At 61.3% G+C, this 25,935-nt stretch carries 29 protein-coding genes; 12 read left to right on the forward strand and 17 right to left on the reverse strand.

Translation table 11 applies throughout. From position 1 onward, the window contains the following. Positions 1-7 precede the first annotated feature (7 nt). The gene (ald, locus tag ACR0E6_RS17240; protein WP_170624109.1) at positions 8-1,126 is read right to left on the reverse strand and encodes an alanine dehydrogenase; all 1,119 of its coding nucleotides are present in this window, start codon (positions 1,124-1,126) and stop codon (positions 8-10) included. Positions 1,127-1,262: 136 nt separating this feature from the next. Here ald and ACR0E6_RS17245 point away from each other — a divergent pair, with 136 nt between their 5' ends. Further along, positions 1,263-1,721, forward strand: coding sequence for an Lrp/AsnC family transcriptional regulator (locus tag ACR0E6_RS17245; protein WP_170453206.1), 459 nt, complete (start codon positions 1,263-1,265; stop codon positions 1,719-1,721). 3 nt (positions 1,722-1,724) lie between these two features. Here the strand turns inward: ACR0E6_RS17245 and ACR0E6_RS17250 are convergent, their stop codons facing one another. Then, on the reverse strand, positions 1,725-2,564 hold the full coding sequence (locus ACR0E6_RS17250) for a CPBP family intramembrane glutamic endopeptidase (protein ID WP_480585534.1): 840 nt from the start codon (positions 2,562-2,564) through the stop codon (positions 1,725-1,727). 256 nt (positions 2,565-2,820) lie between these two features. Between ACR0E6_RS17250 and ppk2 the strand changes: the two genes are divergently transcribed. Further along, positions 2,821-3,759 carry a polyphosphate kinase 2 gene (gene ppk2 / locus ACR0E6_RS17255; protein WP_170453205.1) on the forward strand — a complete coding sequence of 313 codons (939 nt, stop codon included), beginning with the start codon at positions 2,821-2,823 and terminating at the stop codon, positions 3,757-3,759. A gap of 106 nt (positions 3,760-3,865) precedes the next feature. On the opposite strand, the gene ACR0E6_RS17260 is transcribed toward ppk2, so the two are convergent. Together ACR0E6_RS17260 and rpsU are read right to left on the reverse strand one after the other, a co-directional pair. Beyond that, the gene (locus tag ACR0E6_RS17260) at positions 3,866-4,861 is read right to left on the reverse strand and encodes a CAP domain-containing protein (protein ID WP_480585537.1); all 996 of its coding nucleotides are present in this window, start codon (positions 4,859-4,861) and stop codon (positions 3,866-3,868) included. Between the two features lie 301 nt (positions 4,862-5,162). Further along, on the reverse strand, positions 5,163-5,369 hold the full coding sequence (gene rpsU, locus ACR0E6_RS17265; RefSeq protein ID WP_005614280.1) for a 30S ribosomal protein S21: 207 nt from the start codon (positions 5,367-5,369) through the stop codon (positions 5,163-5,165). 111 nt (positions 5,370-5,480) lie between these two features. Between rpsU and ACR0E6_RS17270 the strand changes: the two genes are divergently transcribed. Both ACR0E6_RS17270 and ACR0E6_RS17275 read left to right on the forward strand, forming a co-directional pair. Continuing rightward, positions 5,481-6,173, forward strand: a complete 693-nt coding sequence (locus ACR0E6_RS17270; RefSeq protein ID WP_480585540.1) for a COQ9 family protein — start codon at positions 5,481-5,483, stop codon at positions 6,171-6,173. Between the two features lie 57 nt (positions 6,174-6,230). Continuing rightward, positions 6,231-7,217, forward strand: coding sequence for an NAD(P)H-quinone oxidoreductase (locus ACR0E6_RS17275; RefSeq protein WP_480585544.1), 987 nt, complete (start codon positions 6,231-6,233; stop codon positions 7,215-7,217). A 20-nt stretch (positions 7,218-7,237) separates the two neighbouring features. On the opposite strand, the gene ACR0E6_RS17280 is transcribed toward ACR0E6_RS17275, so the two are convergent. Beyond that, positions 7,238-8,095, reverse strand: coding sequence for a DUF2189 domain-containing protein (locus ACR0E6_RS17280; protein WP_170453200.1), 858 nt, complete (start codon positions 8,093-8,095; stop codon positions 7,238-7,240). A 194-nt stretch (positions 8,096-8,289) separates the two neighbouring features. Here ACR0E6_RS17280 and ACR0E6_RS17285 point away from each other — a divergent pair, with 194 nt between their 5' ends. After that, the gene (locus ACR0E6_RS17285) at positions 8,290-9,273 is read left to right on the forward strand and encodes a quinone oxidoreductase family protein (RefSeq protein WP_480585549.1); all 984 of its coding nucleotides are present in this window, start codon (positions 8,290-8,292) and stop codon (positions 9,271-9,273) included. A gap of 51 nt (positions 9,274-9,324) precedes the next feature. Here ACR0E6_RS17285 and ACR0E6_RS17290 read toward each other — a convergent pair whose 3' ends face one another. The 9 genes from ACR0E6_RS17290 to ACR0E6_RS17330 all read right to left on the reverse strand — a co-directional run bounded on the left by ACR0E6_RS17290 (position 9,325) and on the right by ACR0E6_RS17330 (position 15,443). After that, positions 9,325-9,858, reverse strand: a complete 534-nt coding sequence (locus ACR0E6_RS17290) for an outer membrane protein (RefSeq protein WP_480585551.1) — start codon at positions 9,856-9,858, stop codon at positions 9,325-9,327. Positions 9,859-10,120: 262 nt separating this feature from the next. Then, entirely contained in the window at positions 10,121-10,594 is a 474-nt protein-coding gene (locus tag ACR0E6_RS17295; protein WP_170453197.1) for a YHS domain-containing (seleno)protein, read from the reverse strand. Between the two features lie 189 nt (positions 10,595-10,783). After that, positions 10,784-11,053 (reverse strand): hypothetical protein, encoded by a 270-nt coding sequence (locus tag ACR0E6_RS17300; RefSeq protein ID WP_170453196.1) that lies wholly within the window; start codon positions 11,051-11,053, stop codon positions 10,784-10,786. Further along, a complete protein-coding gene (gene plsY / locus ACR0E6_RS17305) occupies positions 11,050-11,655 on the reverse strand; it encodes a glycerol-3-phosphate 1-O-acyltransferase PlsY (protein WP_480585556.1) in 606 nt (201 codons plus the stop codon). The genes ACR0E6_RS17300 and plsY overlap by 4 nt, the downstream gene beginning before the upstream one ends. After that, entirely contained in the window at positions 11,655-12,935 is a 1,281-nt protein-coding gene (pyrC, locus tag ACR0E6_RS17310) for a dihydroorotase (RefSeq protein ID WP_480585559.1), read from the reverse strand. The genes plsY and pyrC overlap by 1 nt, the downstream gene beginning before the upstream one ends. Continuing rightward, positions 12,932-13,318, reverse strand: coding sequence for a hypothetical protein (locus ACR0E6_RS17315; protein WP_480585561.1), 387 nt, complete (start codon positions 13,316-13,318; stop codon positions 12,932-12,934). Before ACR0E6_RS17315 ends, pyrC begins: the two co-directional genes overlap by 4 nt. After that, positions 13,303-13,824, reverse strand: a complete 522-nt coding sequence (locus tag ACR0E6_RS17320; RefSeq protein WP_480585564.1) for a hypothetical protein — start codon at positions 13,822-13,824, stop codon at positions 13,303-13,305. Before ACR0E6_RS17320 ends, ACR0E6_RS17315 begins: the two co-directional genes overlap by 16 nt. Continuing rightward, positions 13,821-14,756: an aspartate carbamoyltransferase catalytic subunit gene (locus tag ACR0E6_RS17325; protein ID WP_170453192.1), complete on the reverse strand. Its 936-nt coding sequence runs from the start codon at positions 14,754-14,756 to the stop codon at positions 13,821-13,823. The genes ACR0E6_RS17320 and ACR0E6_RS17325 overlap by 4 nt, the downstream gene beginning before the upstream one ends. 60 nt (positions 14,757-14,816) lie before the next feature. Continuing rightward, a complete protein-coding gene (locus ACR0E6_RS17330; RefSeq protein WP_480585568.1) occupies positions 14,817-15,443 on the reverse strand; it encodes a scavenger receptor class F, member 2 in 627 nt (208 codons plus the stop codon). Positions 15,444-15,516: 73 nt separating this feature from the next. Here ACR0E6_RS17330 and ACR0E6_RS17335 point away from each other — a divergent pair, with 73 nt between their 5' ends. The 6 genes from ACR0E6_RS17335 (at position 15,517) to ACR0E6_RS17360 (ending at position 23,008) form a co-directional block, all read left to right on the forward strand. After that, complete coding sequence (locus ACR0E6_RS17335; RefSeq protein ID WP_170453672.1) at positions 15,517-16,281, forward strand: uracil-DNA glycosylase; 765 nt, start codon at positions 15,517-15,519, stop codon at positions 16,279-16,281. Further along, the gene (locus ACR0E6_RS17340; protein ID WP_170522498.1) at positions 16,281-16,880 is read left to right on the forward strand and encodes a metallophosphoesterase family protein; all 600 of its coding nucleotides are present in this window, start codon (positions 16,281-16,283) and stop codon (positions 16,878-16,880) included. The genes ACR0E6_RS17335 and ACR0E6_RS17340 overlap by 1 nt, the downstream gene beginning before the upstream one ends. Next, positions 16,877-17,497 carry a LysE family translocator gene (locus ACR0E6_RS17345; RefSeq protein WP_480585571.1) on the forward strand — a complete coding sequence of 207 codons (621 nt, stop codon included), beginning with the start codon at positions 16,877-16,879 and terminating at the stop codon, positions 17,495-17,497. Before ACR0E6_RS17340 ends, ACR0E6_RS17345 begins: the two co-directional genes overlap by 4 nt. 6 nt (positions 17,498-17,503) lie before the next feature. Then, a complete protein-coding gene (moaB, locus tag ACR0E6_RS17350) occupies positions 17,504-18,046 on the forward strand; it encodes a molybdenum cofactor biosynthesis protein B (RefSeq protein WP_480585573.1) in 543 nt (180 codons plus the stop codon). Between the two features lie 106 nt (positions 18,047-18,152). After that, positions 18,153-19,601, forward strand: a complete 1,449-nt coding sequence (locus ACR0E6_RS17355; RefSeq protein ID WP_480585575.1) for an efflux RND transporter periplasmic adaptor subunit — start codon at positions 18,153-18,155, stop codon at positions 19,599-19,601. Between the two features lie 5 nt (positions 19,602-19,606). Continuing rightward, the gene (locus tag ACR0E6_RS17360; protein ID WP_480585577.1) at positions 19,607-23,008 is read left to right on the forward strand and encodes an efflux RND transporter permease subunit; all 3,402 of its coding nucleotides are present in this window, start codon (positions 19,607-19,609) and stop codon (positions 23,006-23,008) included. Here the strand turns inward: ACR0E6_RS17360 and ACR0E6_RS17365 are convergent. Both ACR0E6_RS17365 and ACR0E6_RS17370 read right to left on the reverse strand, forming a co-directional pair. After that, positions 23,005-23,424, reverse strand: coding sequence for an NUDIX hydrolase (locus ACR0E6_RS17365; RefSeq protein WP_480585580.1), 420 nt, complete (start codon positions 23,422-23,424; stop codon positions 23,005-23,007). The genes ACR0E6_RS17360 and ACR0E6_RS17365 overlap by 4 nt on opposite strands. Positions 23,425-23,428: 4 nt before the next feature. Continuing rightward, on the reverse strand, positions 23,429-24,241 hold the full coding sequence (locus ACR0E6_RS17370) for a protein-disulfide reductase DsbD domain-containing protein (RefSeq protein ID WP_480585583.1): 813 nt from the start codon (positions 24,239-24,241) through the stop codon (positions 23,429-23,431). 145 nt (positions 24,242-24,386) lie between these two features. Here ACR0E6_RS17370 and ACR0E6_RS17375 point away from each other — a divergent pair, with 145 nt between their 5' ends. After that, positions 24,387-24,941 (forward strand): YqgE/AlgH family protein, encoded by a 555-nt coding sequence (locus ACR0E6_RS17375; protein WP_170737288.1) that lies wholly within the window; start codon positions 24,387-24,389, stop codon positions 24,939-24,941. On the opposite strand, the gene ACR0E6_RS17380 is transcribed toward ACR0E6_RS17375, so the two are convergent. Beyond that, positions 24,942-25,889 (reverse strand): L-threonylcarbamoyladenylate synthase, encoded by a 948-nt coding sequence (locus ACR0E6_RS17380; RefSeq protein ID WP_480585587.1) that lies wholly within the window; start codon positions 25,887-25,889, stop codon positions 24,942-24,944. Positions 25,890-25,935: the final 46 nt, after the last annotated feature.

Genomic DNA, 25,935 nt, shown 5'->3' on the forward strand with positions numbered 1-25,935 from the left:
GGAGAACTCAGGACTTGATGACAACGTTGGGAGAGACGACATCAATGCCCAGAGCTTTGCCAACCGCGTAATAGGTCAGTTGACCGGCGTGTACGTTCAGACCGTTCAGCAGGTGCGGATCGTCCTGACACGCCTGTTTCCAGCCCTTGTCGGCCAGCGCCAGCATGAACGGCATCGTTGCGTTGCCCAGTGCGATGGTCGAGGTCCGTGCAACCGCGCCCGGCATGTTGGCGACGCAGTAATGCATGATGCCATCCACATCATAGATCGGGTCAGCATGGGTGGTCGCCTTCGAGGTTTCAAAGCACCCGCCCTGGTCGATGGCCACGTCCACCAGAACCGCGCCGGGCTTCATGGTCGACAGTTGCGCGCGCGATACCAGCTTGGGCGCTTCGGCACCGGGGATCAGAACCGCGCCGATAACCATGTCGGCGGTCTGGATCAGTTCAGCCGTCGCGCCAGCGGTCGAGTACTGGTTCTTGAAGGTGCGTCCAAAGACATCGTCCAGATAGCGCAGGCGCGGCAGCGAGCGGTCCAGGATGGTGACATCCGCGCCCATGCCTGCTGCGATCTTGGCTGCGTGCGTGCCAACAACACCACCACCGATCACCACAACTTTGGCCGGGCCGACGCCGGGAACGCCACCCATCAGAACGCCGCGGCCACCATTGGCCTTTTGCAGCGTCCACGAGCCGACCTGCGGGGCCAGACGACCGGCAACCTCGGACATCGGGGCCAGCAGTGGCAGGCCGCCATTGCGGTCGGTCACGGTTTCATAGGCAATCGCGGTGCAGCCCGACTCCAGCAGGTCACGGGTCTGATCCGGATCGGGGGCCAGGTGCAGATAGGTGAACAGCAGCTGGCCTTCGCGCAGCATCTTGCGCTCGACCGCCTGCGGTTCCTTGACCTTCACGATCATGTCCGCTGTCGCAAACACCTCGGCTGCGGTGTCAACGATGCTGGCACCTGCTGCCACGTAATCTTCATTGGCAAAGCCGGATCCCAGACCCGCGCCGGTTTCGATGATGACCTCATGGCCGCGCGCGATGGCTTCCTGTGCGGCGTTGGGTGTCATGCCGACACGGAATTCCTGAGGTTTGATTTCCTTGGGGCAACCGATTTTCATTTTGGCTCTCCGTTCATAAACTGCTCAAATTATGTGCATTACGTTACGCAATTTTTGTGAAACAATGCCCGCCAATGGATTTTCTTTCGAAAGAATCTCCTGCAATAGGGCAAAACCTTGCAATGGATGTGCGTGAATGAGCTTGGATACGACTGATCGTAAGATTCTTGCCGCTCTGCAAAAGAACGGCCGCCTTTCGAATGCGGGCCTGTCCGAGATGGTGAATCTGTCGCCGTCAGCTTGCCATCGTCGCGTACAGCGATTGGAACTTGAAGGGTACATTCGAAATTACGTTGCGTTGCTGAACGCCCGGAAGATGAATGTGCCGACGACCGTGTTTGTCGAGATCACATTGCAGGGTCAGGCCGAAGAGGTTCTGAACGCGTTCGAAAAGGCCGTGGCCCGCATTCCGGATGTGCTGGAATGCCACCTGATGGCCGGGACGGCGGATTACCTGTTGAAAGTTGTGGCCGAAAACACCGAGGATTTTGCGCGCATCCACCGGCAATATCTGTCCCGTCTTCCGGGTGTGGCGCAGATGCAGAGCTCGTTTGCACTGCGGACCGTTTTCAAAACCACGGCCCTGCCGGTTTAGGTCTCAGGCCGGACCCGGATAGGTGAAAAACGCCAGATGCACGAAGTTGAACGCAAAATGCATCGCAATCGGAACCCACAGCCGACCCGTCGCGGCATAGGCGCAGCCCACGCCCACACCAAGTAGCGTCGCAAAGACCACCAGGGCCGGACCGCCGCCGAAATGGACCAGCCCGAACAACAGGCTTGCCGCAGCTATCCCTCCGGCTGTTCCCAGTTTGGAACTCAGGATGGATTGCAGGTAGCCGCGAAAAAACGCCTCTTCCGCGATGCAGGTCAGGAACAGGTTTGAAAGCGAGAAGAGCAGCCACCACGGCGGCAGGCCCATTTCCGGCTGAACCGCGCCAGAGGCTACAGCAGCCGCTATCAGCAACGGCAGCAGAGCACACCCGGCGGCAAGCAGCGCGACATTGGTTTTATGTGCAGCCCCAACCATCCCTGGCCAGGCAAGCAGGACCGCAAACACCACCATTGGTTTGTCGAGGTTCAGGTGCATCGTGAATGCGGCGCTGTTTGCTCCGGCATGAACGGCATCCAGAACGCGCAGGTTGTTGAAGCCGGGTATCAAATGCGCCCCCAGGGCCAGACACCACAGGATCAGCAACACGTGCCCGACAACCGCACCCCATCCCGTCAGGCGGGGCAGGACGGACGCGCCGATCAGCCCCAGTGCGACAACTGCAACCGCCAGCGGTGTCATCAGGTCTGTGACCGAGGCGACGCTGGCAAACAATACCAACAACGCCAAACCAACGCTCATGCGCCCCGACACCGCTGTGACCAGCGCTGCAATAAGGATCAGCCAGGGCCAGATCGCGGGAAGAATGGAAAATACGTACGCCAATTCTATCTCTTCATGTCAACGACCTCAGTGATGTACAGCAATGCAAGACCGACTCAAGATTTCCGAACTGCTTTTTGGGTCAAGCTGTTCAGATTGCGGCAATTCTGACGCTTGTATCCCCGGCCCGCGCGGGTCAAACTTGTGCAAAGGGTCGCAAAGCCGCCCGGACCCGGTGCAGGTTCGGGCAGGCGCATCATGTCATCAATTTGTCCGATGACATCAGGCGGTTACACACAGCCGATACGGTCCGCACCCGATGACCAAAAAGGAACAGACTTTGGCATATGAAAACGATGACGCCCCCAAAGACTGGCTGGAAGCCGAACTGGAAGACACGCTGGACGAAGATTTCGAGATCGAATTCAGCGAGCCAATGCTGTCGATGGAAGTCCGCAAGATCTACAAGGATCAGCATCCGGATATGCTGGACCGCAAGGTCTATTTCCGCAACCTGCTGCGCCTTCAGGCCGAGCTGATCAAGGTTCAGGATTGGGTGCAGCATACCGGTGCCAAGGTCTGCATTCTGTTCGAAGGCCGCGACAGTGCGGGCAAGGGCGGCGTGATCAAACGGATCACCCAGCGCCTGAACCCCCGTGTTGCGCGCGTGGTTGCCCTGCCTGCACCCAGCCGCCGCGAGCAGAGCCAGTGGTATTTCCAGCGCTACGTTCCGCATTTGCCAGCCGCCGGAGAGATCGTTTTCTTCGACCGCTCATGGTACAACCGCGCGGGTGTCGAGCGGGTCATGGGCTTTGCCACCGAAGATCAGGTGGAACAGTTCTTTCAGGACGTTCCCGAATTCGAACGGATGCTGGTGCGGTCGGGGATTATCCTGCTGAAATACTGGTTCTCGATCACCGATGAGGAACAGCAGTTGCGATTCCTCATGCGCATCCACGACCCGATGAAACAGTGGAAACTATCCCCTATGGATCTGGAATCCCGCATCCGCTGGGAGGCCTACACCAAGGCCAAAGAGGATATGTTCTTCCGCACCAACATCTCAGAGGCGCCGTGGTATATCGTTGAAGGCAATGACAAGAAACGCGAGCGGTTGAACTGTATCGAGCATCTGCTGACCAAGATACCCTACACGGATGTGCCGCAGGAAAAGGTCAACCTGCCGGACCGCCGCTACAACCCCGACTACGAACGCCGCGTCCTGCCGGACGAGCTTCACGTTCCCAAGATCTATTGAAACGAAACGCCCCATGTTTGGGGCGTTTCTTGTTTGTTTTCCGGTGGCAGTCTGACACCAACGCTTTGAAGGGGCGCAGCGCGCCGCGCCCCAACCGGACTTGCGATCAGGCAGCGTCCATCATGCAGCCCGGTTCAAAGGGCGTGAACACCAGCATGTTATCGTCATCGCCCAAGTCCGCCATGGGGTCCGAAGGTGTGTTGTCGGTGCTTGGGTCGGGCATCAGCAGCAGGTCGTCATCCGTTCCGGCGTCCACGGTCTGTGTGTCCGGCAGTTCGATGTCGATCCAGTCAAAGTCGTCGATCAAGGCCAGAACTTCGTTCACGAATTGCTCGATCGCCGCAAGGAATGCTTCGACATCAAAGGTGTATTCATCCGTGGGCTCGGGCGTATCGGGTTGCTCGGCAACGTCGGGGTCCTCGGGCGCGACCGGTGCGTCCGGATCTTCTGCCACATCAGGTGTTTCAGGCTCGACCGGCGTGTCCGGGTCGTCGGTTACGTCTGGCGTATCAACCACGTCCGGTGTGTCGGGTGTGTCGGGTGTATCAGCCACGTCAGGAGTATCTGGTAGGTCTGGCGTATCAGGCGCGTCGGGCGTATCCGGTACGTCCGGGATGACCGGTGGCGGGGTCAGGGCCGAGCCCGTGTCCAGCACAACCGTTCCATCCGTGGTGGCAAAGTTCTGTGTGACCATCACGGCGTCAAAGCCTTGCATGTCCCCGGTCTCGATTCCGATCCCGATATATTCGAAATCCGGATTCAGGATGTTGGCGCGGTGGCCGGGGCTGTTCATCAGATTCTGATGCAGCTGTGCGACATCGTCACTGATCCCCGGCGCGCCACGTTCCGATTGCCAGGCGATGTTTTCGCCCGAACGCCAGCTGCCCGAGAAATCAAACCCGGCATCCTCCATCCGCTGTGTCGCGCTGGACCCGCCCGAACCGTTATGGCTGAAGATATCGCGATCCAGCATCCATTCGCTGTGATCCTCGGATGATGCGTTCAGCCGCGTTTCCAATTGCAGCGGATTCAGTCCGCGGGATGTGCGCTCTTGATTGATCAGCGCGAGCATTTCTCGCTCGATATTGCTTGCAGTCGACATTGTAGCCTCCGTTTTTGATGTGTCGTCTTGGGTGACGGGAGGCTGATACAAAGACCCGCAGCGCGGCGGATAGCGGCGCTGTTCGTTCAGGCGAATTTGGGCAGGCCCGCGCTACCGATACGGGATTCGTTGCGCTGCAAAATGCCGGGCAAAATCCTGCCGGGGGCGAAATGGCAGCTTGCCGCACAGCCGACATGTTCGAGTCGGCGAAATGAGACCGGTCCTTAAAACGACAAACCCCCGGGCGATGCCTCGGGGGTCGTCAAATAGTGTCATCCAAAGCTGGACGAGACCAAAGGTCTTAGAGCAAACCTTCGCGCTGTGCTTTCTTACGTGCCAGTTTACGGGCACGGCGGATCGCTTCAGCCTTCTCGCGCGCTTTTTTCTCGGACGGTTTCTCGAAATGTTGCTTCAGCTTCATTTCACGGAACACGCCTTCGCGCTGCAGCTTTTTCTTCAGGGCACGAAGCGCCTGATCGACGTTATTGTCGCGAACACTAACCTGCATGTGGTTGTCACCACCTTTCTAGATAGAGTTGCAAGGAAATTGCAGGAGTTGGCCGTATAGCAAAGCCGTTCTAACTTGTCTAGTACTGGCCCCGAACACCGGAGAACCGCCATGACAGTGACTTATGAAGACGCAAAACAGCAACTTCTGGACGCGATGCTGATCCACGTGCCGTTTGACGGCTGGTCCGAAACCAGTTTTCGCGCGGCCATTGTCGATTGCAATCTGGATGACGGTCTGGCCCGGGCGATCTGCCCGCGCGGCGCGGTTGATCTGGCGCTGGCCTATCATGCGCGCGGCGATCAGATGATGCTGGATCGGATCAAGTCCGAAGACCTCAGCGCGCTTAAGTTCCGCGAAAAGGTCGCCGCTGCCGTTCGGTTCCGGCTGGAAGCGGTCGAGGATAAGGAACTGGTCCGCCGGGGCATGACGCTGTTTTCGCTGCCGATGCATGCGGGCGAGGGGGCCAAGGCGGTCTGGCAGACCTGCGATCTGATATGGGATGCGCTGGGCGACACGTCGGATGACGTGAACTGGTACACCAAGCGGGCGACGCTGTCGGGGGTGTATTCCTCGACCCTGCTGTTCTGGCTGGGCGACGATTCGCCCGATCACCACAAAACGTGGGAGTTTCTGGACCGACGCATTGGCGATGTGATGCAGTTCGAAAAGCTCAAGGCGCAGGTGAACAGTAATCCGCTGTTCAAGCCGTTTCTGGCGGTGCCGAACTGGCTGGCCGGTCATGTGAAGGCTCCGGTAAAGATGCGGGCCGATCTGCCGGGTCTGTTGAACCCTCGCAAGTAGTCAACGCTTGGCCTTTGGCCGGATGACAGCTAGGCATTGGGCAAAGGAGATTTGCCCATGACCCAGATGATGCGCGCTGTCGAAATCAGCCAGCCCGGCGGCCCCGACTTTCTGAAGCTGACCGAACGCCCGATCCCCACAGCCGAGGCGGGGCAGGTTGTTCTAAAGGTTGCCTATGCCGGGGTGAACCGCCCGGACGCTTTGCAGCGCGCCGGGGCGTACGATCCTCCACCCGGAGCCAGCGACTTGCCGGGGCTGGAAGCGTCGGGTGAGGTGGTGGCCGTCGGGTCAGGTGTCGAAGGCTTGTCGCTGGGTGACAAGGTGTGCGCGCTGTTGCCCGGTGGGGGATATGCCGAATATGTCGCCACCCCTGCCGCGCATTGTCTGCCGGTGCCGGACGGGATGGACATGAAACAGGCCGCCTGCCTGCCCGAGACCTTCTTTACCGTCTGGTCCAACGTGTTCACGCGCGGTGGCGTGAAAGCGGGAGAGCGGTTTTTGGTCCATGGCGGCTCCAGCGGGATTGGAACCACTGCGATCCAACTGGCCAATGCCTTTGGTGCGCGGGTCTTCGCAACCGCCGGGTCCGCTGAGAAATGCGAGGCTTGCCTGAAACTGGGGGCCGAGAAGGCGATCAATTACCGGGATGAAGACTTTGTCGGCGTCATGCGGGCCGAGGGCGGGGCGAACCTGATCCTCGACATGGTGGGCGGCGACTATATCCCGCGCAATGTGAAGGCTCTGGCCGAAGATGGGCGGCTGGTCCAGATCGCCTTTCTGCAAGGTCCGGTGGCCGAGTTGAACTTTGCCCTGATGATGGTGAAACGACTGACGCTGACCGGCAGCACCTTGCGCCCGCAAAGCGATCTAGCCAAGGCGAGGATCGCGCAGGATCTGCGCGAAGCCGTTTGGCCCTTGCTGGCCGCAGGCAAGGTTGCGCCAGTTATGGACAGTGAATTTCCATTGGCCGAGGCTGCGGCGGCCCATGCGCACATGGAAAGCTCGCAACATATTGGCAAGATCGTTCTGAACGTCGCGGGCTGACCCGCGCGCCCCAAATCAGGTCACGCAACCGCGCGCCGATACAGGTGCCAGGTTGCGTGGCCCAGAACGGGCATCACCACGATCAGGCCCAGCAGCATCGGGATTGCGCCCAAAACCAACAACGCGGCCACGATGAAGCCCCAGCACAGGACAACGCCCGGATTGTGACGCAAAACGCGGACCGAGGTGACGACCGCGACCGGCAGACCCACCTTGCGATCCAGCAACAGCGGGAAGCTGACAACGCTGACGGCCAGCGCGCACAGGGCAAAGACAAACCCGACAGCGGTTCCGAAGATGATCATCGTCCATCCGGCCCCTGTGGTCAGAACTTCGCTTACGAACGCCCCGAATGAGGTTGGGGGTTCCGGGCCGAGGGTCTGCACGTAGATGCTCTGCGCGACCATCAGCCAGACCAGCAGCAGCATGACCAGATAGAAACCCAGCGCCAGAATGGCCCCGAAGGATGGTGATCGGAAGACGCCGAACGCGTCCAGCCAATGGACTTCGCCGCCTTCTTCGCGCTTGCGGCTGATCTCATACAGGCCAACAGCGGCGACCGGTCCGATCAGCGCAAATCCTGCAACCAGCGGGGCGAGCAGCGGCACAAGGTTCAGGTTCATCGCAAAGCCGAACATCAGCAGCCCGGCGATCGGATAGATCAGCACGATAAAGATCGCGTCCGCCCGGGTTTCCAGGAAATCGTTATATCCGGCCCTCAGACAGGCTTTGAGGTCCTGAATCGTAAGTGTTTGGACCATCGGCAGGTGGCGGACATCCGAACTACCAATGCGCGAGACGCTTTCCGTAACGTGATCGCTGGTCGCTCCAAGGCTTTGGGCTGCCCAGCTGATCGGATTACCGATTGTTTTTGCCATCTTGTTCCCTTTCCTTGGCGAAGATGCGCCGCGGAATGGATCCGGCTTTGGGTTGCCCGTGGCCGGACCAGCCGGCAACGCCTGATGCAACTATAGCACAGCTTTCGATAACCGCGAATCACGAGGATGCGTTTCGCGCCGATTGCCCTGTCGCGCAGGCGTGATAGCTTGGGCACAGGCAGAAGGAGGTCAGAATGCAGCACACCGCCCGCACAGTCGTCATCCAGGAATTTGGCGGACCCGAGGTTTTGCAGATCGAAGACAGATCGTTGGGCGATCCCGGCCCCGGCGAGGTTCGCATCCGCCATCATGCCTGCGGTCTGAACTTCATAGACGTCTACCAGCGCACAGGCCTGTATCCGTTGGAGTTGCCCCATGCGTTGGGCATGGAGGCCGCAGGTGTGATCGAAGCGGTGGGCGAGGGTGTAACCCATCTGGAACCCGGCCAGCGCGCTGCCTATGCCGCAGCCCCGCCCGGCGCCTATTGCGAGGCGCGGGTAATGCCAGCCGCGCAGGTCTGTCCGCTGCCTGACGGCATCACCTTCGAAGCCGCCGCTGCAATGATGCTGAAGGGCATGACGGTCGAATACCTGTTTCACCGCACCACGCCTTTGCGGCGCGGCGATACGGTGTTGTTTCACGCCGCTGCCGGGGGCGTCGGCCTGATCGCCTGCCAATGGGCCAAGTCCGAGGGGATTACCCTGATCGGCACTGCGGGTACCGATGAGAAATGTTCATTGGCCCAGTTCAACGGCGCGGCCCATTGCATCAACTACCGCACCGAGAATTTTGTCGAACGGCTGGCCGAGATCACCAACGGAAAAGGCGTTGACGTGGTGATGGATTCGGTCGGGGCGGACACGTTCGAGGGGTCGCTGGATTGCCTCAAGCCGCTGGGCATGATGATTTCATTCGGCAATGCCTCGGGGCCCGTGCCGCCGGTGGATATCGGGATTCTGGGGCAAAAGGGATCGCTCAAGATCACCAGACCGACCCTGTTCACCCATATCGGGGATCATACGGTGTGTCAGGCCATGGCGCGGCGGCTGTTCGGCAAGGTCGAAGGCGGCGAGGTCAAAATCCACATAGACCAGCGCTTTCCGCTGGACCAGATAGCCGATGCGCACCGCGCGCTTGAGGCGCGTCAGACCACGGGCAGTACGATCCTGGATATCTGAACGTAAAGACCCGGCGAATGACGCCGGGTCCCGTTTTCTATGTCGCGGTCGTCAGAACCGATAGGTCGCCCGGAATTGCAACGTGGTGGCGTCCACATCCACGCCGGTCGAGTTGAAATCGTCAAACTCGTGATACAGCAACTCGCCCCCGACGCTGACATTGGGCGCAACGATCTGTTCATAGCCCGCGCCGATGAACCAGCCACTGTCGCTGCCCAGATTGTCGGTTCCGGCTTCTGCATAACCACCGACACCATACAGCAGCCCCTGAGGGGTCACCTTGTACCCGGCGCGCGCCTTGATGCGCCAGACATCCTCGACCGTGGCCGCGCCAGACAGATCGACATCCGCCCAGTCATAATCGAAGCCACCACCCACGACCCAGTCGCCCAGATCGTAGTCGTAGCCCAGAACGATGCCGCCGATTGCGCTGTCTCCGTCCACGCCCGAGAGGCTGGTGTCGACGTCAATATAGCCAAGCTGCAAGCCGCCGTAGAACCCGGTCCAGTCGCCCGAGGATTGCGCCATGGCCGACCCTGCCGCCAAAGTGGATACAGCTGCGATGAGCGCCAATTTCCCAGTCATCTTTTTGATCCTTTCATTCGCAAAATGAGCGCAGCGGCCAGAGGCCTGAGGTTGCGCCTGTGTACAAGCTGTTACGATCCGAAGCCGGGGCCGGATCATCGTTTGCTACATTTTCCGTACTGAATGTCGGTCGATCTGACCGGCCTGCGCCCGTTAAATCCGGGTCTGTCTGTCAAAACAGATAGGGTGCGTGCCAAGGGCTTCAAATGACATGTCGGCGGCAGATCACTCTGCCGCCGACATGCGTTGGTTTTTAAGCGGATTATTGCTGCAGTTCTGCAGGCGCTTTGTCCGCGATGTCTTCCCAGTTTGCGCTGGCCTGTTCGATGAAGCCCGGGATGTCGCCTTCCCAACGCTCTTGAATGTCTTTCGACAGGTTCAGGTACAGCGTGTTGTCGACGATTTTCCAGTGGTTCGGGTCACCGTCGAACTTGAAGCCCATGGCCGCGCCAAACGCGCAGTAGCCGCCATATGCGGGCAGGTAAGCCTCGGGGTTGGCTTCGAACGCGGCTTTGTTTTCTTCCGACGAGAAGCGGTACAGCGCGTCATCGTGCAGCGTGGTGATGCGGTAATCGCCCTTGGTGGCCTCGCCTTCGGTGAAATAGGCAACCGGGTCATAGCCCTGCATCGCCAGTCCGGTCGAGCTTGCGTTGATTTCAACGCCTGCGGCCAGGGTCGAAGTTGCCAGAGCAACAGACAGGGCAACGCCACCGATCAGAGATTTAAACGTGTTCATAGCTTCACCTTTCGTGAAATGGGCTGCGCGTTCTCACTGCAATTGCGATATGCACACCCGGGATTTTGTCCTGTGCGGCCGGTAATTGACCGTCACGAAATCTCAGGTGGGAAGCGGGTTGTTCACGTTCAAAACAATCAATTGTGATTGTGCGAAGGTGAAGAGGGTCTGTTCAAAAATGCAGTCGACTCATGCATCTGGGCAAAGTGCCAGAACAAAGGCGACCACCTTCTCGGCGGGCATTTCGCAGGGACGCAGCAATGCGCCACTATTGCGGGTCTGATACAGGTTCAGGCTGATGTAATCGGTGCCGTCCAACTGATGCGCGACCAGTTTATGCGACTTACCGCCCGCCATTTCCTGACGCGAAACAACGTACCGCCCGCCTTGCGCGTGGCCGGTGAACGTGCCCAGCGGCAACGCAAAAAACGCGGCAAGAAACGCGTCTGTGGCGGTCACGGCTTTCCGATTTTGGGCTCGGTCCCGGCTTTGATCCGGGCCACGTTGGCGTTGTGACGCCAATAGACCAGCAGCGTCAGGATGATCCCCAGCACAAAACTCGACCCATCGGTCAGAACCACGATCCATGTGGTGGACAAGGCCGCAGCAGCCAGCGCGCCAACGGATGAGATGCGCCAGATGGCAGCCGCCACAAGCCAGGTCAGACAGCAGGCCACCCCGACCCGCCAGTCCAGCGCCAGCCACAGACCCAGAAAGGTTGCCACGCCCTTGCCGCCCTTGAAGCCCAGCCAGACGGGGAAGCAATGCCCCAGAAACGCCATCAAGGCGGCCACCTGCACGGCATCTTCCCCCGCAAAGGCCCGCGCCAGCAGAACTGCCGCCGCGCCTTTTCCGGCATCGAACAGCAGCGTCAGCGCGGCCGCAGCCTTGTTGCCCGTACGCAGAACGTTGGTCGCGCCGATATTGCCCGACCCGATCTGCCGCAGATTGCCCAGCCCCATCACCTTAGCCAGGATCAGCCCAAACGGGATCGACCCCAGCAAATAGCCCATAGCCGCCCACAGGATGAGCTGGGTTGTCGTACTGTCAATCAAGGGCATCAGGCTCTCCGGTAGACTTCTTTGCCGGCAACATAGGTTGCAATGACCTTACCCTGCATCCTCTGCCCGTCAAACGGCGTGTTCTGTGATTTTGACCTGAGTGTAAACCGGTCCAGCACAAAGGGAATATCCGGATCGAACACCACCAGATCGGCAGGCGCACCTGTGGACAAACTGCCACTCTCCAGACCCAGCCGTTTCGCCGGGTTCAGCGTCATTGCCCGGAACAGGGTCGGCAGGTCCAGCTGACCAGAATGATACAGGAGCAGGGCCGCAGGCAGCAGCGTCTCCAGCGCGACGGCTCCGGATGCCGCCTCTTCAAACGGCAGGCGCTTGCTTTCCTCGTCCTGCGGGGTGTGCATCGAACTGATCGTGTCGATCAGTCCGGTTCGCACCGCCTCGATCACTGCCTGCCGGTCATCCTCGGACCGCAGCGGCGGCTTGACCTTGAAGAAGGTGCGATAGTCGGCCACATCCAGTTCGTTCAGCGTCAGATGGTGGATCGAGGTCCCGGCGGTGATATCCAGCCCGTTGCGCTTGGCGCGCTCCAGCGCGGGCAGGGCACGGTCGGTGGTGATCTGGTCGGCGTGGTATTTTGCCCCGGTCATTTCCAGCAATGCAATGTCGCGGTCCAGCCCCATACGCTCGGCCATGGGCGAAACCGCAGGCAACCCGCGCAAGGCTGCAAACTTGCCGCTGGTTGCCGCCGCCCCGGCGCTGAGGCCCGGTTCCTGAGGATGCGCAATCACCAGCGCGCCGCAGGACCGTGCATAGGTCAGCGCGCGCGAAAAGACCTTGGTGTTGGTGACGACATGATCGCAATCGGTGAAAGCCACCGCGCCCGCGTCCATTAGGAACCCGATCTCGGTCATTTCGCGGCCTTCACGGCCCTTGGTCAGCGCGGCCATGGGCAGCACATTGACCGGCGTGTCGGCTTGCGCGCGGCGGGTTACAAACTCCAGCGTTTCGGGCGTGTCGATCGCGGGCGAGGTGTCGGGCCGCGTGACCATCGTGGTCACCCCACCCGCCGCCGCCGCCTGCCCGGCGGATTTATAACTTTCCTTGTGCCGCTCGCCCGGCTCGCACACTTTGACGCCAATATCGACGATACCGGGGGCAAGGCATTTGCCCTGGCAATCGATGACCTGCCCGTCGATGGCCGGGGCCTCTGCATCGCCCTTTGCCACGATGCGCCCGTCGGCCACGTGCAGCCACCCGGCCGAGTCCGCCCCGCTTTCCGGGTCGATCAGGCGGGCATTGGTAAACAGAACGGTGCTCATGGCAGGGCCCTTTCGATGGCGGCTTTGGTGGCGGCGGGGTCCGCCTGGTACTTGATCAGATGCTTGTCGCCGCCCTTGGTCACAAGTTGGACAAAGCTGCCCATGGTGTTCACAGCCTCGATCTGGTTCAGCGCAACTTTGCGCGGGCCGGGGCCGGTGAGCAGGGTGTCGGTCATTTCCCACGCGGCGGTCAGTTCCTCGGAGGCCAGATACCACGCGCGCAACCCGATTGCGGCGAGGCCAGCGGGGGCTCCGGTCCAGATATAGGGGTTGCCGATCAGCCACAGAATGATCATCGCGCCAGCCATGGCAACGGCGGCGAGCCATGCGTTGGTGCGGATATAGGCCCCCTTGTCGGGCGCGAAGATCACAGGATCAGCCACAGGGCACCTCCGACGACCAACAACAGGACAAGGGCCAGTAAAGCCGATCCCATACGGCGCGACGCCTTGCCCCCATCGCCCGCACGTTGCGAGGCCGAGAAGGGTTTGGCGCTGTCCGTTTCGATTGCGCCACCGGTCCAGTTTGTCGCCTCTTCCGTGAACAGACCGATCAGCTTTAGGCGGGGGGCGGGGGTCAGCGTCGCGGGGCGCCGGTGGAACGCGGCGCTTCGCAGGACCATGACCCAGCCCTCGACCGCGTCCAGCGTCGTGCGGTCCAGTTGATCCTCGGACACGCCGCAACCGTCGTTCAGATAGCCATAAAGCCCCAAGTCTTCGAGATCGGAGACCGGGAAGATATCGATCTGTTCGGGGGCCAGATCTGCCGCGCCCAGAACCTGATCCGCCGCACCGGGCTCGCGCAGGAATTTAGCCTCTTCGGGGCGCATGTCCAGTGTGAACAGGCGGATCACGCCGTGTTCATGGGGGGCGATGGTCAGATCGCTCATGCGGCCTCGCGCAGATTGCGGGCCAGCAGTTCCATGGCGGCCATTCGGACGGCGACGCCCATCTCGACCTGTTCCTGAATGACGGATCGGTTGATGTCATCCGCCAAGGTTCCGTCGATCTCGACACCCCGGTTCATCGGGCCGGGATGCATGACGATGGCGTCGGGTTTGGCCAGCGCCAGTTTGGCGGCGTCCAGACCGTAGCGGTGATAATATTCGCGTTCCGAGGGGATAAAGCCGCCATCCATCCGCTCTTTCTGAAGGCGCAGCATCATGACCACGTCGACCTCCCGCAGACCCTCGGCCATATCGTCATAAATCTCGGCCCCGAATTCGGCGAATTGCGCGGGCACCAGCGTCGGAGGGCCGATCAGGCGGATGCGGTTTTCCATCTTGCCCAGCAGGATCAGGTTCGAGCGTGCCACGCGCGAATGCGCCACATCCCCGCAAATGGCGATGTTCAGACGGTGCAGGCGGCCCTTGGCCCGGCGGATGGTCAGCGCATCCAGCAGAGCCTGCGTGGGATGTTCATGTTTGCCATCCCCGGCGTTCAGCACGGCGCAGTTCACCTTTTGCGCCAGCAGGTCCACCGCGCCGGAATGCGGATGCCGCACCACCAGCAGATCAGGGTGCATTGCGTTCAGCGTCATCGCTGTATCGATCAGCGTTTCACCCTTTTTGATCGAACTGGCCTGCATCGCCATATTCATCACATCCGCGCCCAGCCGCTTGCCCGCAATCTCGAAACTGGCCTGCGTTCGGGTCGAATTCTCGAAGAACATGTTGATCTGGGTCAGCCCCGACAACACGTCCGAGTGTTTGGCGGATTGCCGGTTCAGATCGACATATTTTTCGGCCAGATCGAGGATGGCGGTAATATCGGATTGCGACAGATGCTCGATGCCAAGAAGGTGACGATGGGCGAAACGCATTGGGCGGGCTCCTGTCTGACAATCGGACCGCTTATAGAAAGCCGCGCGGGCCAAGGCAACCTAAGGATCGGACCCTTCGGGCAATATCTCGCACCCGCCTTCGGGCAGGCACCGCTCGCCGGGTTTGCACCATTTGCCATAGCCGCAATCGACCGCCTTGACCGGGACACAGCCCTGATTTTTCGAGCATTTGAAGCCCGGGCGGCATTGCGACCCGGTTTTTTCGCATAAAAACCATCCGGCGCGGGAACATCCGCCCTGCGGCAGGCAGAACGACCCGCGTGCACAAATCCGGCCATCGGCGCAGGGTTGCGGCAGGTTCAGGTGGAGGTCGGGCTGGATCGGCTCGCACTCACCTCGCCCGTTGCAACGGCTGCCGCTTGGGCAATCCAGGCTTGAATTACAGGCGTTTGCGGCCTTTGGCGCACAGCGGGTGCTGCCCGGAACACAGCGTTCAAACGGGCCGCAGGACCGACCGCCACCGCAATAGGTGCCGCCCAATGGGATGCAGTGCCCGTCAAAGCTGCACCTTTGTCCTGCCGAGCAGCACCGGCTGCCACATTGAAACTGTCCGCCCCGGCATTGCGCGCCACGGTCGAATAACTGCGCATCGGCCGGTCCGTTGAGGGGGACCAACAGAAAGGAAATCAAAAGGAATCGCAGGATCGACAACATGGTTGGGGTCATGGTCGGTGCGACCCTGCGCCGTGACAAGGTCTATTCGCTTTCCCTCAGTCAAAAGCTGGTTAGATTGAAGGGCATGGAATCGGGCTTGGACTATCATACCGCGCGGGCACTGCTGGATTGGCAGATCGAACTGGGCGTGACCGAGGCTATCGGGGACGCGCCGGTAGATCGTTACGCGTTGCCCGATACCGCCCCCAAGGCCAAGAAACCGGCCACCCCGCAGGCGGCCCCGGCCACGCCCGAGCAGGTCGATCCGGTCGCGATTGCGAAATCCGCTGCGCAAAATGCGGGGTCACTGGACCAGTTGCGCGCGGCGATGGAGGCGTTCGACCATTGCGAGTTGAAACGCGGTGCGCGCCAGTTGGTTTTTGCCGATGGCACGCCCGGCGCGCGGGTGATGATCATCGGAGAGGCTCCGGGCCGCGACGAAGACCGCGAGGGCAAGCCTTTTGTCGGGCGGGCCGGGCAATTGCTGGATCGGATGCTGGCGGCGATCGATCTGGATCGTAACCAGAACGTCTATATCACCAATGTGCTGCCCTGGCGGCCGCCGCAAAACCGGGATCCCAAGCCGGAAGAGATCGGCATGATGAAGCCGTTTCTGGAACGCCACGTGGCGCTGGCCAGGCCCGAGGTGTTGGTGGTGATGGGCAATATCAGCTGTCAGGCGGTGCTGGGCAAACGCGGCATCACACGGCTGCGCGGCAATTGGGATCAGGCGCTGGACCTGCCGGTGATCCCGATGTTCCACCCCGCCTATCTGCTGCGCCAGCCACAGATGAAACGGCAGGCCTGGGCTGATCTGCTGGAGTTGAAAGCACGGCTGGGGGCAGGATGATGCGGATTCTGGCCTTCTCGGACCTGCATATGGCGCGCAACCGCGCGGCAGAGCTGGTTGCGGCCAGTGCCGAGGCTGATCTGGTGATCGGGGCCGGGGACTATTGCAATATGCGGCAGGGGTTGGATGAAGCGATGCAGATGCTTTCGGGTATTTCAGCACCGCTGGTTCTGGTTCCCGGCAATGCCGAAAGCGCGGGTGAGTTGATCGATGCCGCCCCCGAAGGTGTACACGTGCTGCACGGCACCGGAATGACCGTCGATGGGATGCGCCTGTTTGGTCTGGGCTATGGCGTGCCGGTGACGCCGTTTGGCGACTGGTCCTGCGACCTGACCGAGGCAGAAGCTACGGAATTGCTGGATCGCTGCGACGGCGCGGATGTGCTGATCGTGCATTCGCCGCCCAAAGGTTATGGCGATACCACGTCGCAGGGCATCTCGGTCGGCTCGGTCTCGGTGCGCGATGCGGTGGAAAGACTACAGCCCGGGCTGGTGTTTTGCGGCCATATCCACGACAGCTGGGGCTATCGCGGCACGCTGGGGCAGTCGCGGATCGCCAATCTGGGACCCAAGGCAAACTGGTTCGAGGCACCCTCATGATCGACACCGTCACGCTGCTGGCCTTTATCCCGGCGGCCATGGTTCTGAATTTTACGCCCGGCGCGGATATGATGTTCTGTTTCGGGCAGGGGCTGCGTTTCGGCGCAAAACCGGCGCTGGTGGCCAGTGCAGGGGTCTCGCTGGGGCTGATGGTGCATGTGCTGCTGGCCGGGCTGGGCCTTGGGGCATTGGTGTCTTCAATGCCGTGGCTGTTCGATGTCATCCGCTGGATGGGCGTTGCCTATCTGCTGTATCTGGCATGGGGCGCGATCCGGAACGGTGCTGTTTCAGCAGAGGGGTCGGTCAGGCCGACCCGCATGGCCTTTCGGGATGGGTTGGTGGTGAACCTGACCAACCCGAAAGTGATCCTGTTTGTTCTGGCCTTCATCCCGCAATTCGTTGATCCCAACTCGGGGTCGATCCTTGCGCAGTTCCTGATCTTTGGCGTCATCATCGCGCTGGGCGGGTTTGTGGTGAACGGGCTGGTCGGTGTGTTCGCCGGAGGAGCGGGCAAGCTTCTGATTTCGAACCCGCGCGCCTCGCGCATCATGGGTTGGGTCACCGGAGGGATATTCATCACTTTGGCGGCCCGGCTGGCAATCATGGAAAGGGCCTGACGCTGCATGTCGCGCATCGATGAAAATATGGAGTTTATCCCGGTCCGCATTGCGGTATTGACCGTGTCGGACACGCGTTCGCTGGACGAAGACCGCTCGGGCCAGACATTGGTGGACCGGATTGAACGGGCAGGACATGTTCTGGCTGATCGTAAGATCATCCAGGACGAACGCGCCGAAATAGCCGCGCAGCTGCGGCTGTGGATCGGCGACCCTGAAATCGACGTCGTGATCTCGACCGGCGGCACCGGACTGACCGGGCGCGATGTGACGGTCGAGGCGCATCGCGACGTTTATGAAAAAGAGATTGAGGCCTTCGGTACCGTGTTCACCATCATCTCGATGGAGAAAATCGGCACCTCGGCCGTGCAGTCCCGCGCCACTGGCGGGGTGGCCGGGGGGACCTATCTGTTTGCCCTGCCCGGCAGCCCCGGAGCCTGCAAGGATGCGTGGGACGGGATTTTGGAAAAACAACTCGATTACCACCACCGCCCCTGCAATTTCGTGGAAATAATGCCCCGATTGGACGAACATCTGCGACGGAAGTAGACTGGTCCTACGTTCAAGACCTTATAACCGCTTTGTGGCTTGGCATATTTCGCGGTCCGGCTACATTTTGCACAAGGCAGCCCATTGCAACCCGGGGTAAGTGAGAATGCGTTTTCTAAGGCAAAGTCTTGTCGGTGTCTTTCTGGCGTCGCTGACGCTGGCTTTGCTGTTTGTGGCCGCGCAAATCATCTCTGGCGCGGTGCAGGACGTGCTGACGCGCGAGAACGAACAACCTCAGGCGCGCGAGCGGGTCTTTGCGGTAACCGTCCGACAGGCCGAGCTTGAGACCGTCACCCCCTATCTGGAAGCGTTTGGTGAGGTGCAAAGCCGCCGCAGGCTGGAGTTGCGCGCGGCGCTGGGCGGGCGCGTGGTTGCTCTGGCTGATGATTTTGAGGACGGAGGCACCGTCACAGCAGGTGAGGTGCTGGTTGAGCTGGACCCGGCTGATGCGCAATCTGCCTTGGATCGCGCCAAATCGGATTTGCTGGATGCCCAGTTCGAAGAACGCGACGCCGAACGCTCGTTACTGCTGGCACAGGATGAGTTGAAATCGGCAGAGGCCCAAGCGGACCTGCGAGACCGCGCCCTGCAACGGCAACGCGATCTGGAATCCCGCGGTGTGGGGGCTACGGCCAGCGTGGAAGAGGCCGAATTGTCCGCCGCCGCCGCCCAGCAATCGGTTCTGGCGCGCCGCATTGCCTTGGCGCAGGCCGAGTCGCGTGTGGATCAGGCAACCACGCTGTTTGCGCGGGCGCGAATTGCGCTGGAAGCAGCGGAACGCGATCTGGACGATATGACCATTCGCGCCCGGTTTGGCGGTACGCTGACCGATGTCACCTTAGTCGAGGGGCGATTGGTGTCGGCCAATGAAAAGCTGGCCGAGCTGGTGGACCCAAATGCGCTGGAGGTGGCGTTCAGAGTTTCTACGGCGCAGTTTGTGCGATTGCTGGATGACACGGGCGCACTGATCGACGCGCCGGTGACTGTCTCACTTGAGGTAACAGGGACCGACCTGACCGCCCAAGGCCGGATCAGTCGGGATAGCGGGTCAGCCGGGGAAGGGCAGACCGGACGTCTGATCTTTGCCCGTCTGGACACCGCCTCGGGCTTCAAACCGGGGGATTTCGTGACCGTGACGGTGCAGGAACAACCTTTGGATGCGGTGGTGCGTTTGCCATCCTCGGTTCTGGATGCGGCTGGAACGGTTCTGGTTCTGGGCGCAGATGACCGGTTAGAGGCGCTGCCGGTGCAGTTGATCCGGCGGCAAGGCGATGAGGTGTTGTTGCGCGGCGAAGGTCTGGAAGGCCGCGAGGTCGTGATTGGCCGGACGCCGCTGTTGGGCTCGGGCGTGCGGGTGCGCCCCTTGCGGGTCGAGGCAAATGCCGACACGGATATGGTCGAGTTGACGGATACACAGCGTGCACAACTCATGGCGCAGGTGGAAGCCAGCGAAGGCATGCCGCAGGACGTCAAATCCCGCATGTTGGGTCAGTTGGAGGCGGCACAGGTGCCTGCCTCGCTTGTCCGGCGTATTGAAAACCGGGCCGGGGGCTAAGCGCCATGATGCGCGAGATCCCAAGCGCGGCCGGTGGTATCCTCAGCTATTTCACCCGGCACCGGACGGTCGCCAATCTGCTGCTGCTGGTCATGCTGGTCTTGGGGGCCGCAGCGATCCCGAACATGCGCGCGCAGTTCTTTCCCGATGTCATTCTGGAACGGGTCGATGTGGCGGTTGAATGGGACGGCGCAGGCCCCGAGGATGTCGACAATGGCATCGTTCAACTGCTGGAACCCGAGTTGCTGGCGGTTGAAGGTGTCACCAGCACAACGGCTACCTCACGCGAAGGTTCGGCCAGCATCCGGTTGGAGTTCGAGCCCAACTGGGACATGGCCCGCGCCATCGAAGAAGTCCGCACCGCCGTGGACAGCGTCACTAACCTGCCGGTGGACGCCGAAGAACCTTCAATCCGGCGCGGCGCGTGGCGGGATCGCGTTACGGATGTGGTTGTCACGGGTCCGGTTGCGCCTGACCAGTTGGCGAAGTTCACCGATGAATTGATCAACCGGCTATTTGCGGTCGGTGTTACCCGCACCACGATCCGGGGACTGGCGGCTCCGCGCGTTGTGGTCGAGGTGCCGACCGCTCAGCTGATCGCCAACGATATCGCTCTGGCCGATATCGCGACAGCCATCGCGGCCGAGGTCAATGCCAGCCCCGCCGGTGATGTCAGCGGTGCCAATGCCCGCATTCGGACGGGGGCCGAGAAACGCACACCGGAAGAGATCGAAGGCATCACGCTGCGCAACTTTGCGGATGGGTCCAAACTGCTCGTGGGTGATGTGGCGACGATCCGGGTCGAAGGGGTCAATCGCAACCGCAGCTACTTTGTGGGTGAGAACCCGGCCATGTCCATCCGGGTGGACCGCTCGAATCTGGGTGACGCCATCGGTATCCAGCATTCGGTCGAAGATGTCGTCGCCGAAATGCAGGCCAGCCTGCCCGAAGGTGTCACGGTTGAACTGATCCGCACCCGCGCGCAGGCGATCACGGATCGGCTGGATATTCTGATCGACAACGGCCTTGTCGGGCTTGGGTTGGTCGTCTGCCTGCTGTTTTTGTTCCTCAACGCCCGGATCGCCTTTTGGGTGGCGGCAGGCATCCCGGTCGCGATGTCAGCGGCGATTGCGCTGATGTATCTGGGCGGTTTGTCGCTGAATATGGTGTCCTTGTTCGGCCTGATCATCACGCTGGGCATCGTCGTCGATGACGCGATTGTGGTGGGCGAACACGCCGATTTCCGTGCCCGCCGATTGGGCGAACCGCCCATGGTTGCCGCCGAGCGCGCCGCCCGGCGCATGGCCATGCCGGTCTTTGCGGCCACGATCACCACGGTAATCGCCTTTTTCGGCCTGACCCTTGTCGGTGGTCGGTTCGGAGAGTTGATCCGAGATATTCCCTTTACCGTGATCGCCGTTCTGGCGGCCTCACTGATCGAATGCTTCCTGATCCTGCCCAACCACATGGCCCATGCCATCGCGCATTCGGCCAAGGAACATTGGTACGACCTGCCCAATCGGGTCGTGAACCGGGGGTTCCGCTGGGTGCGGGATCATCTGTTCCGGCCCTTCATCGCCTGGGTCATCTGGGCGCGGTATGTGGTCGTCGCCCTGATGATCGTTATTCTGGCCAGCCAGATTGCCCTGTTCATCCGAGGCGACGTGAACTGGCGGTTCTTCAATGCGCCCGAGCGTGGCTCGGTCACCGGCAACTTCATCATGGCCGAAGGCGCCACCCGCGCCGATACGCTTGAAATGATGCGCCAGTTGCAGCAGGCCACCGATGAGCTGGGACAGATTTACGAGGAACGCCATGGCCGCAACCCCATCGACTATGTTCTGGCCGAGGTTGGCGGCAGTGCCGGGTTTGGTCTGTCCGCCGCCGAGGGCAAGGACGACGATTTGCTGGGTGGTATTTCGATCGAACTGATCGACGCCGACCTGCGCCCTTATTCGAGCTTTGAGTTTGTGGGCGAGTTGCAGGAATTCGTACCCCGCCACCCCAAGGTCGAATTGATCAGTTTCCGCGGCTGGCGATCCGGCCCCGGCGGTGATGCCATCGATGTGCAGTTCTATGGCTCGGATGTGAATACTCTCAAGGCGGCGTCAGAGGATTTGCAGACCGAATTGTCGAAATTCCCCGAGGTCTCGGCGCTTGAGGATAATCTGGCTTATGACAAGGAAGAATTCATTCTGGACCTGACTGCGCAAGGTCAGGCGCTGGGCTTCCGGATCGAAACCTTGGGTCGGGTTCTGCGCAACAGGCTCAACGGGATCGAGGCTGCGACCTTCCCCGATGGTCCCCGCAGTGCTGAGATCCGTGTGGAATTGCCCGAGGGCGAACTGACCGCCGATTTTCTTGAACGCACGCTGATGCGCACCCCGGACGGGGTCTATGTGCCGCTGGCCGATATCGTCTCGGTCGAACGCAAGTCGGGCTTCTCGACCGTACGGCGTGAAAACGGGCTGCGGGTGATTTCGGTCAATGGCGACATATCCGAGGACGATCCGACCCGCGCGGCCGAGATCGAACGCGCGCTGAACGAAGAGATTCTGCCCAATATCGCCGCCGAACGTCAGGTCGAATGGCGCATGGCGGGCCTCAGCGAGCAGGAGGATGAATTCCTGTCCGAGGCGCGCACAGGCCTGATCCTGTGTCTGACGGGCATCTATCTGGTGCTGGCCTGGGTCTTTGCCAGCTGGTCGCGGCCCTTGGTGGTGATGGCGATCATCCCGTTTGGCTTGGTGGGCGCGATCTGGGGGCATTACATCTGGGACGTACCGCTGAGCATGTTCACGGTTGTGGGTCTGCTGGGCATGACCGGGATCATCATCAACGACTCGATTGTGCTGGTGACGACCATCGATGGCCACCAGCAGGAACGCGGGTTGGTGCCGTCCATCGTCGAAGGCACGGCGGACCGGTTGCGCCCTGTGATGCTGACGACCCTGACGACCGTGCTGGGGCTGACGCCTTTGCTGTACGAAGGCTCTCAGCAGGCGCAGTTCCTGAAGCCCACGGTGATCACTCTGGTCTACGGGTTGGGTTTTGGAATGTTGCTGGTTTTGGTGCTGGTTCCGGCCCTGCTGGCGATCCTGAACGACGTATCGCGTCCGATGACGGCCATGCGCCGCGCTGTCCGCGCCCCGGATCGGGTGATGCAGGGGGCAGTTGCCGCCACGGGCGCGGCGCTATTGTTCTGGTTTGCTGTGACAATGGTCTGGCCCGCGTTGACAGGCGCGCCGGTTGGTGCCCTGTCCGCCCTTTATCCGGGTGATGAAGGGGTGGCCATTCTGAACATGGGGCTGGGCGCGTTTCTGGTTGGGGCGATCCCGATTGTCGTGCTCAGCTTTGTAGCCTCTGGGATGCTATATGCGCGGCTGAAAGATCGTGTTGGCCCTTAGCCTTCGCGCAGAGCATATTCCAGAAGTTGGGAAACCCGTGCGCTCATCGGCAGATCGCCCTGCCGTATTTGCTCAATCGGAAACCAGCGCGCATCCAGTGCATCATCGCCTGCGACCGGCGCGCCGGATTGATAGCGGCAGGCCACGCCGACCAAAAGGTAGTGGGAAATCACAAGGCCCGTTTCATCCCGCCGCAGCATGTCCAGATTGTCCAGATAATGCGTTGGCTGCGCAGTGACCGAGGTTTCCTCGAATAGCTCTCGTTGCGCGGCCTCCAAAACGGTTTCGCCCCATTCCAGATGACCGCCGGGAAAGCCCCATAATCCCCGGTCAGGCTGTTTGCTGCGTTGCACCAGCAGCACCTGGTCCTGATGCAGCACAACCGCCAGCGCGCCGATCTTCGGGGTTTGGGTCATGCGATCACCCAGCGGTGCAGCCCTGAATGTCCACGGCGTGGTTTGCGCCCAATACCGTGATCCGAATCTCGGACCGGTCCAGCGCAAAAGGCGCGCCAGAGGCATTGATAACCTCGGCAGTTGCGATCAGCGTGCCACCTTGCCGGACGGTTTTGGGCTGCGAAGCCCACAGCACCGGATTGCCGGGTTCTATTACCGCAATCTCTTGCCCACCCGCCGAAGGCATGGTGACACGCGCTTCGATCTGCATGCCGTCCGCCGTTGGGGTCAAACTACACCGCGCGGCGGAAACGTTGGCCTCGCGCGCGGAAAACGGGCGCTGGGCCAGTGCTGCGGCGATGGCCGGGTTGCGGCCCGCTTCGGCGTCCAGAGTGTGGTCGAAATCCAGCCGTTCGGGGATGCAGACATCCTTGCAGACGCCCAAATCCATCTCACCGCGCAGACGCACGGGCTTGGCCGGGTTCTTCGGCGTGATCTCGACCGGCAGAACCAGTTGATCCTCGTATCCGATAGATTGCAGGCCGTTCTGGTCAAACACATCGGGCGCGGGCCATGTGATCGACACATCGCCCACATTGCGCGACCCGTTCCAGTCGAATTGCGGCGGAATGCCCGCATCGCCCGGTGCGCGCCAATAGGTCTTCCACCCGTCCTTCAAAGTCAGGCGCAAGGCCCCCATATAGGTCCCATTGGCGGTGCGGCCACCGTCCAGAATGTCCAGCCTGACAACTCCGTCCAGCCCCTGGGCCGTGGCCGGGGTGATCGTGCAAAAACAGGCCGCGATGGTGGCGGCAACGGATTTCATCAGCGTGTTCATTGCCTATACATGCGCGGTGCGGCACGAAAATCCAAGTCACGTTCGGGTCACCTGACTGAAATCTGCGGAAAACCCCGCTGCCGACTTGCCAATCCCTGCGCCGCAGGGTCATTGTGAAGCTGAGTTGAAAAAGAGAAGCCACCCAATGGACCTGACCGGAAAACTGTTGATTGCGATGCCCGGCATGGGCGATCCGCGGTTCGACCACTCGGTTGTCTATATGTGCAGTCATGGCGATGACGGCGCGATGGGTCTGATCGTGAACAAACCCTCGGACCTGCGGATCAAGGCGTTGCTGGGGCAGTTGAACATCGCCTGCCGTATCCCGATTGTGGGCGAGCGGCTTGTGCATTTCGGTGGCCCGGTCGAGATGTCGCGCGGCTTTGTCCTGCACAGCGCCGATTACGAGGCCAACCTGCATTCCATGCAGATCTCGGACGATTTCAGCATGACCGCGACGCTGGATGTGCTGGAGGATCTGGCCTCGGGCCGGGGGCCGCTGAATTCTGTGCTCGCACTGGGCTATTCCGGCTGGGGGCCGGGGCAATTGGAAGATGAGATCGCGATGAATGGCTGGCTGACGACCGAGGCGAGCTCGAAACTCGTGTTTGACGTCCCCGATGACGAAAAGTGGGAGGCCGCCTTGGCCACGCTGGGCGTCGATCCCCTGACCCTGTCTGCCAGCGCGGGCCGCGCTTGATCAGCTGTCGCGTGGGGCCGCGGCCCGGCGCAGGCGGTCATTGATCGCAGCCCCAAGATCATGGTCCGGAATCGGAGACACGGCAATCGGCCGGCCCGTTTCATTCAAGCTGTGCAGTGCCGCAAACAGGTTGGCGGCGGCCTCGGGCAAGTTTCCGGCTTCAGACAGGTTCAGATCGCAATCGACGGGGCCAAAGCCCAAAAGAACCTCATCGCCGTGCCTGCTCTGCGCGTTCAGGCGCACGGGCGCGTCCGGGGCATAATGCGATTGCAATTGCCCGGGCGCGGTCAGCAGGTCGCCGGATTGGTGCAGGTACAGGCGGGTGTTGAGGGCGGTCTCGACCGCTTCCAGCGCCACACCTCCGGGGCGCAGCAAGGTCGGCTCTCCGGCCAGCCCCACGATTGTGGATTCCAAGCCCACGCCACAAGGGCCATCATCCAGAATGGCTGCGATCCGGCCTTCAAGGCCTGCACGCACGTGCTGGGCAGTCGTCGGACTGATCTGGCCTGAGGGGTTGGCCGACGGGGCCGCGACCGGCCCGTCAAAGGCGGTCAGCAGGTCGCGGGCGGTTTGATGCGCGGGCACCCGCACCGCCAGCGTGTCCAGCCCCGCCGTGACCAGCGAAGAAATCCCGTGCCCGTCGCGCAAAGGCAGAACCAGTGTCAGCGGTCCGGGCCAGAAGGCATTGGCCAGGGTTTCCGCGTGATCCGACCATTCGACAAACCGCCGCGCAGCCTCGGCCGAGGCGACATGGGCGATCAGCGGGTTAAAGCTGGGGCGGCCCTTGGCCTCGTAAATCGCGGCCACGGCCTCTCCGTTGCGGGCATCGCCGCCAAGGCCATAGACCGTCTCGGTTGCAAAGGCGACCAGCAGGCCCTGACGCAGCAGGTCAGCCGCGCGCGCGATGCCGTCCGGGTCTGCTGTCAGATCGAGAGTTGTGGGGATCATGTCTGGTGACGCCGCGTTTTGGTTGCTTGCAACATAAGGACAGGTA

Source organism: Ruegeria sp. AP12, assembly GCF_056540025.1.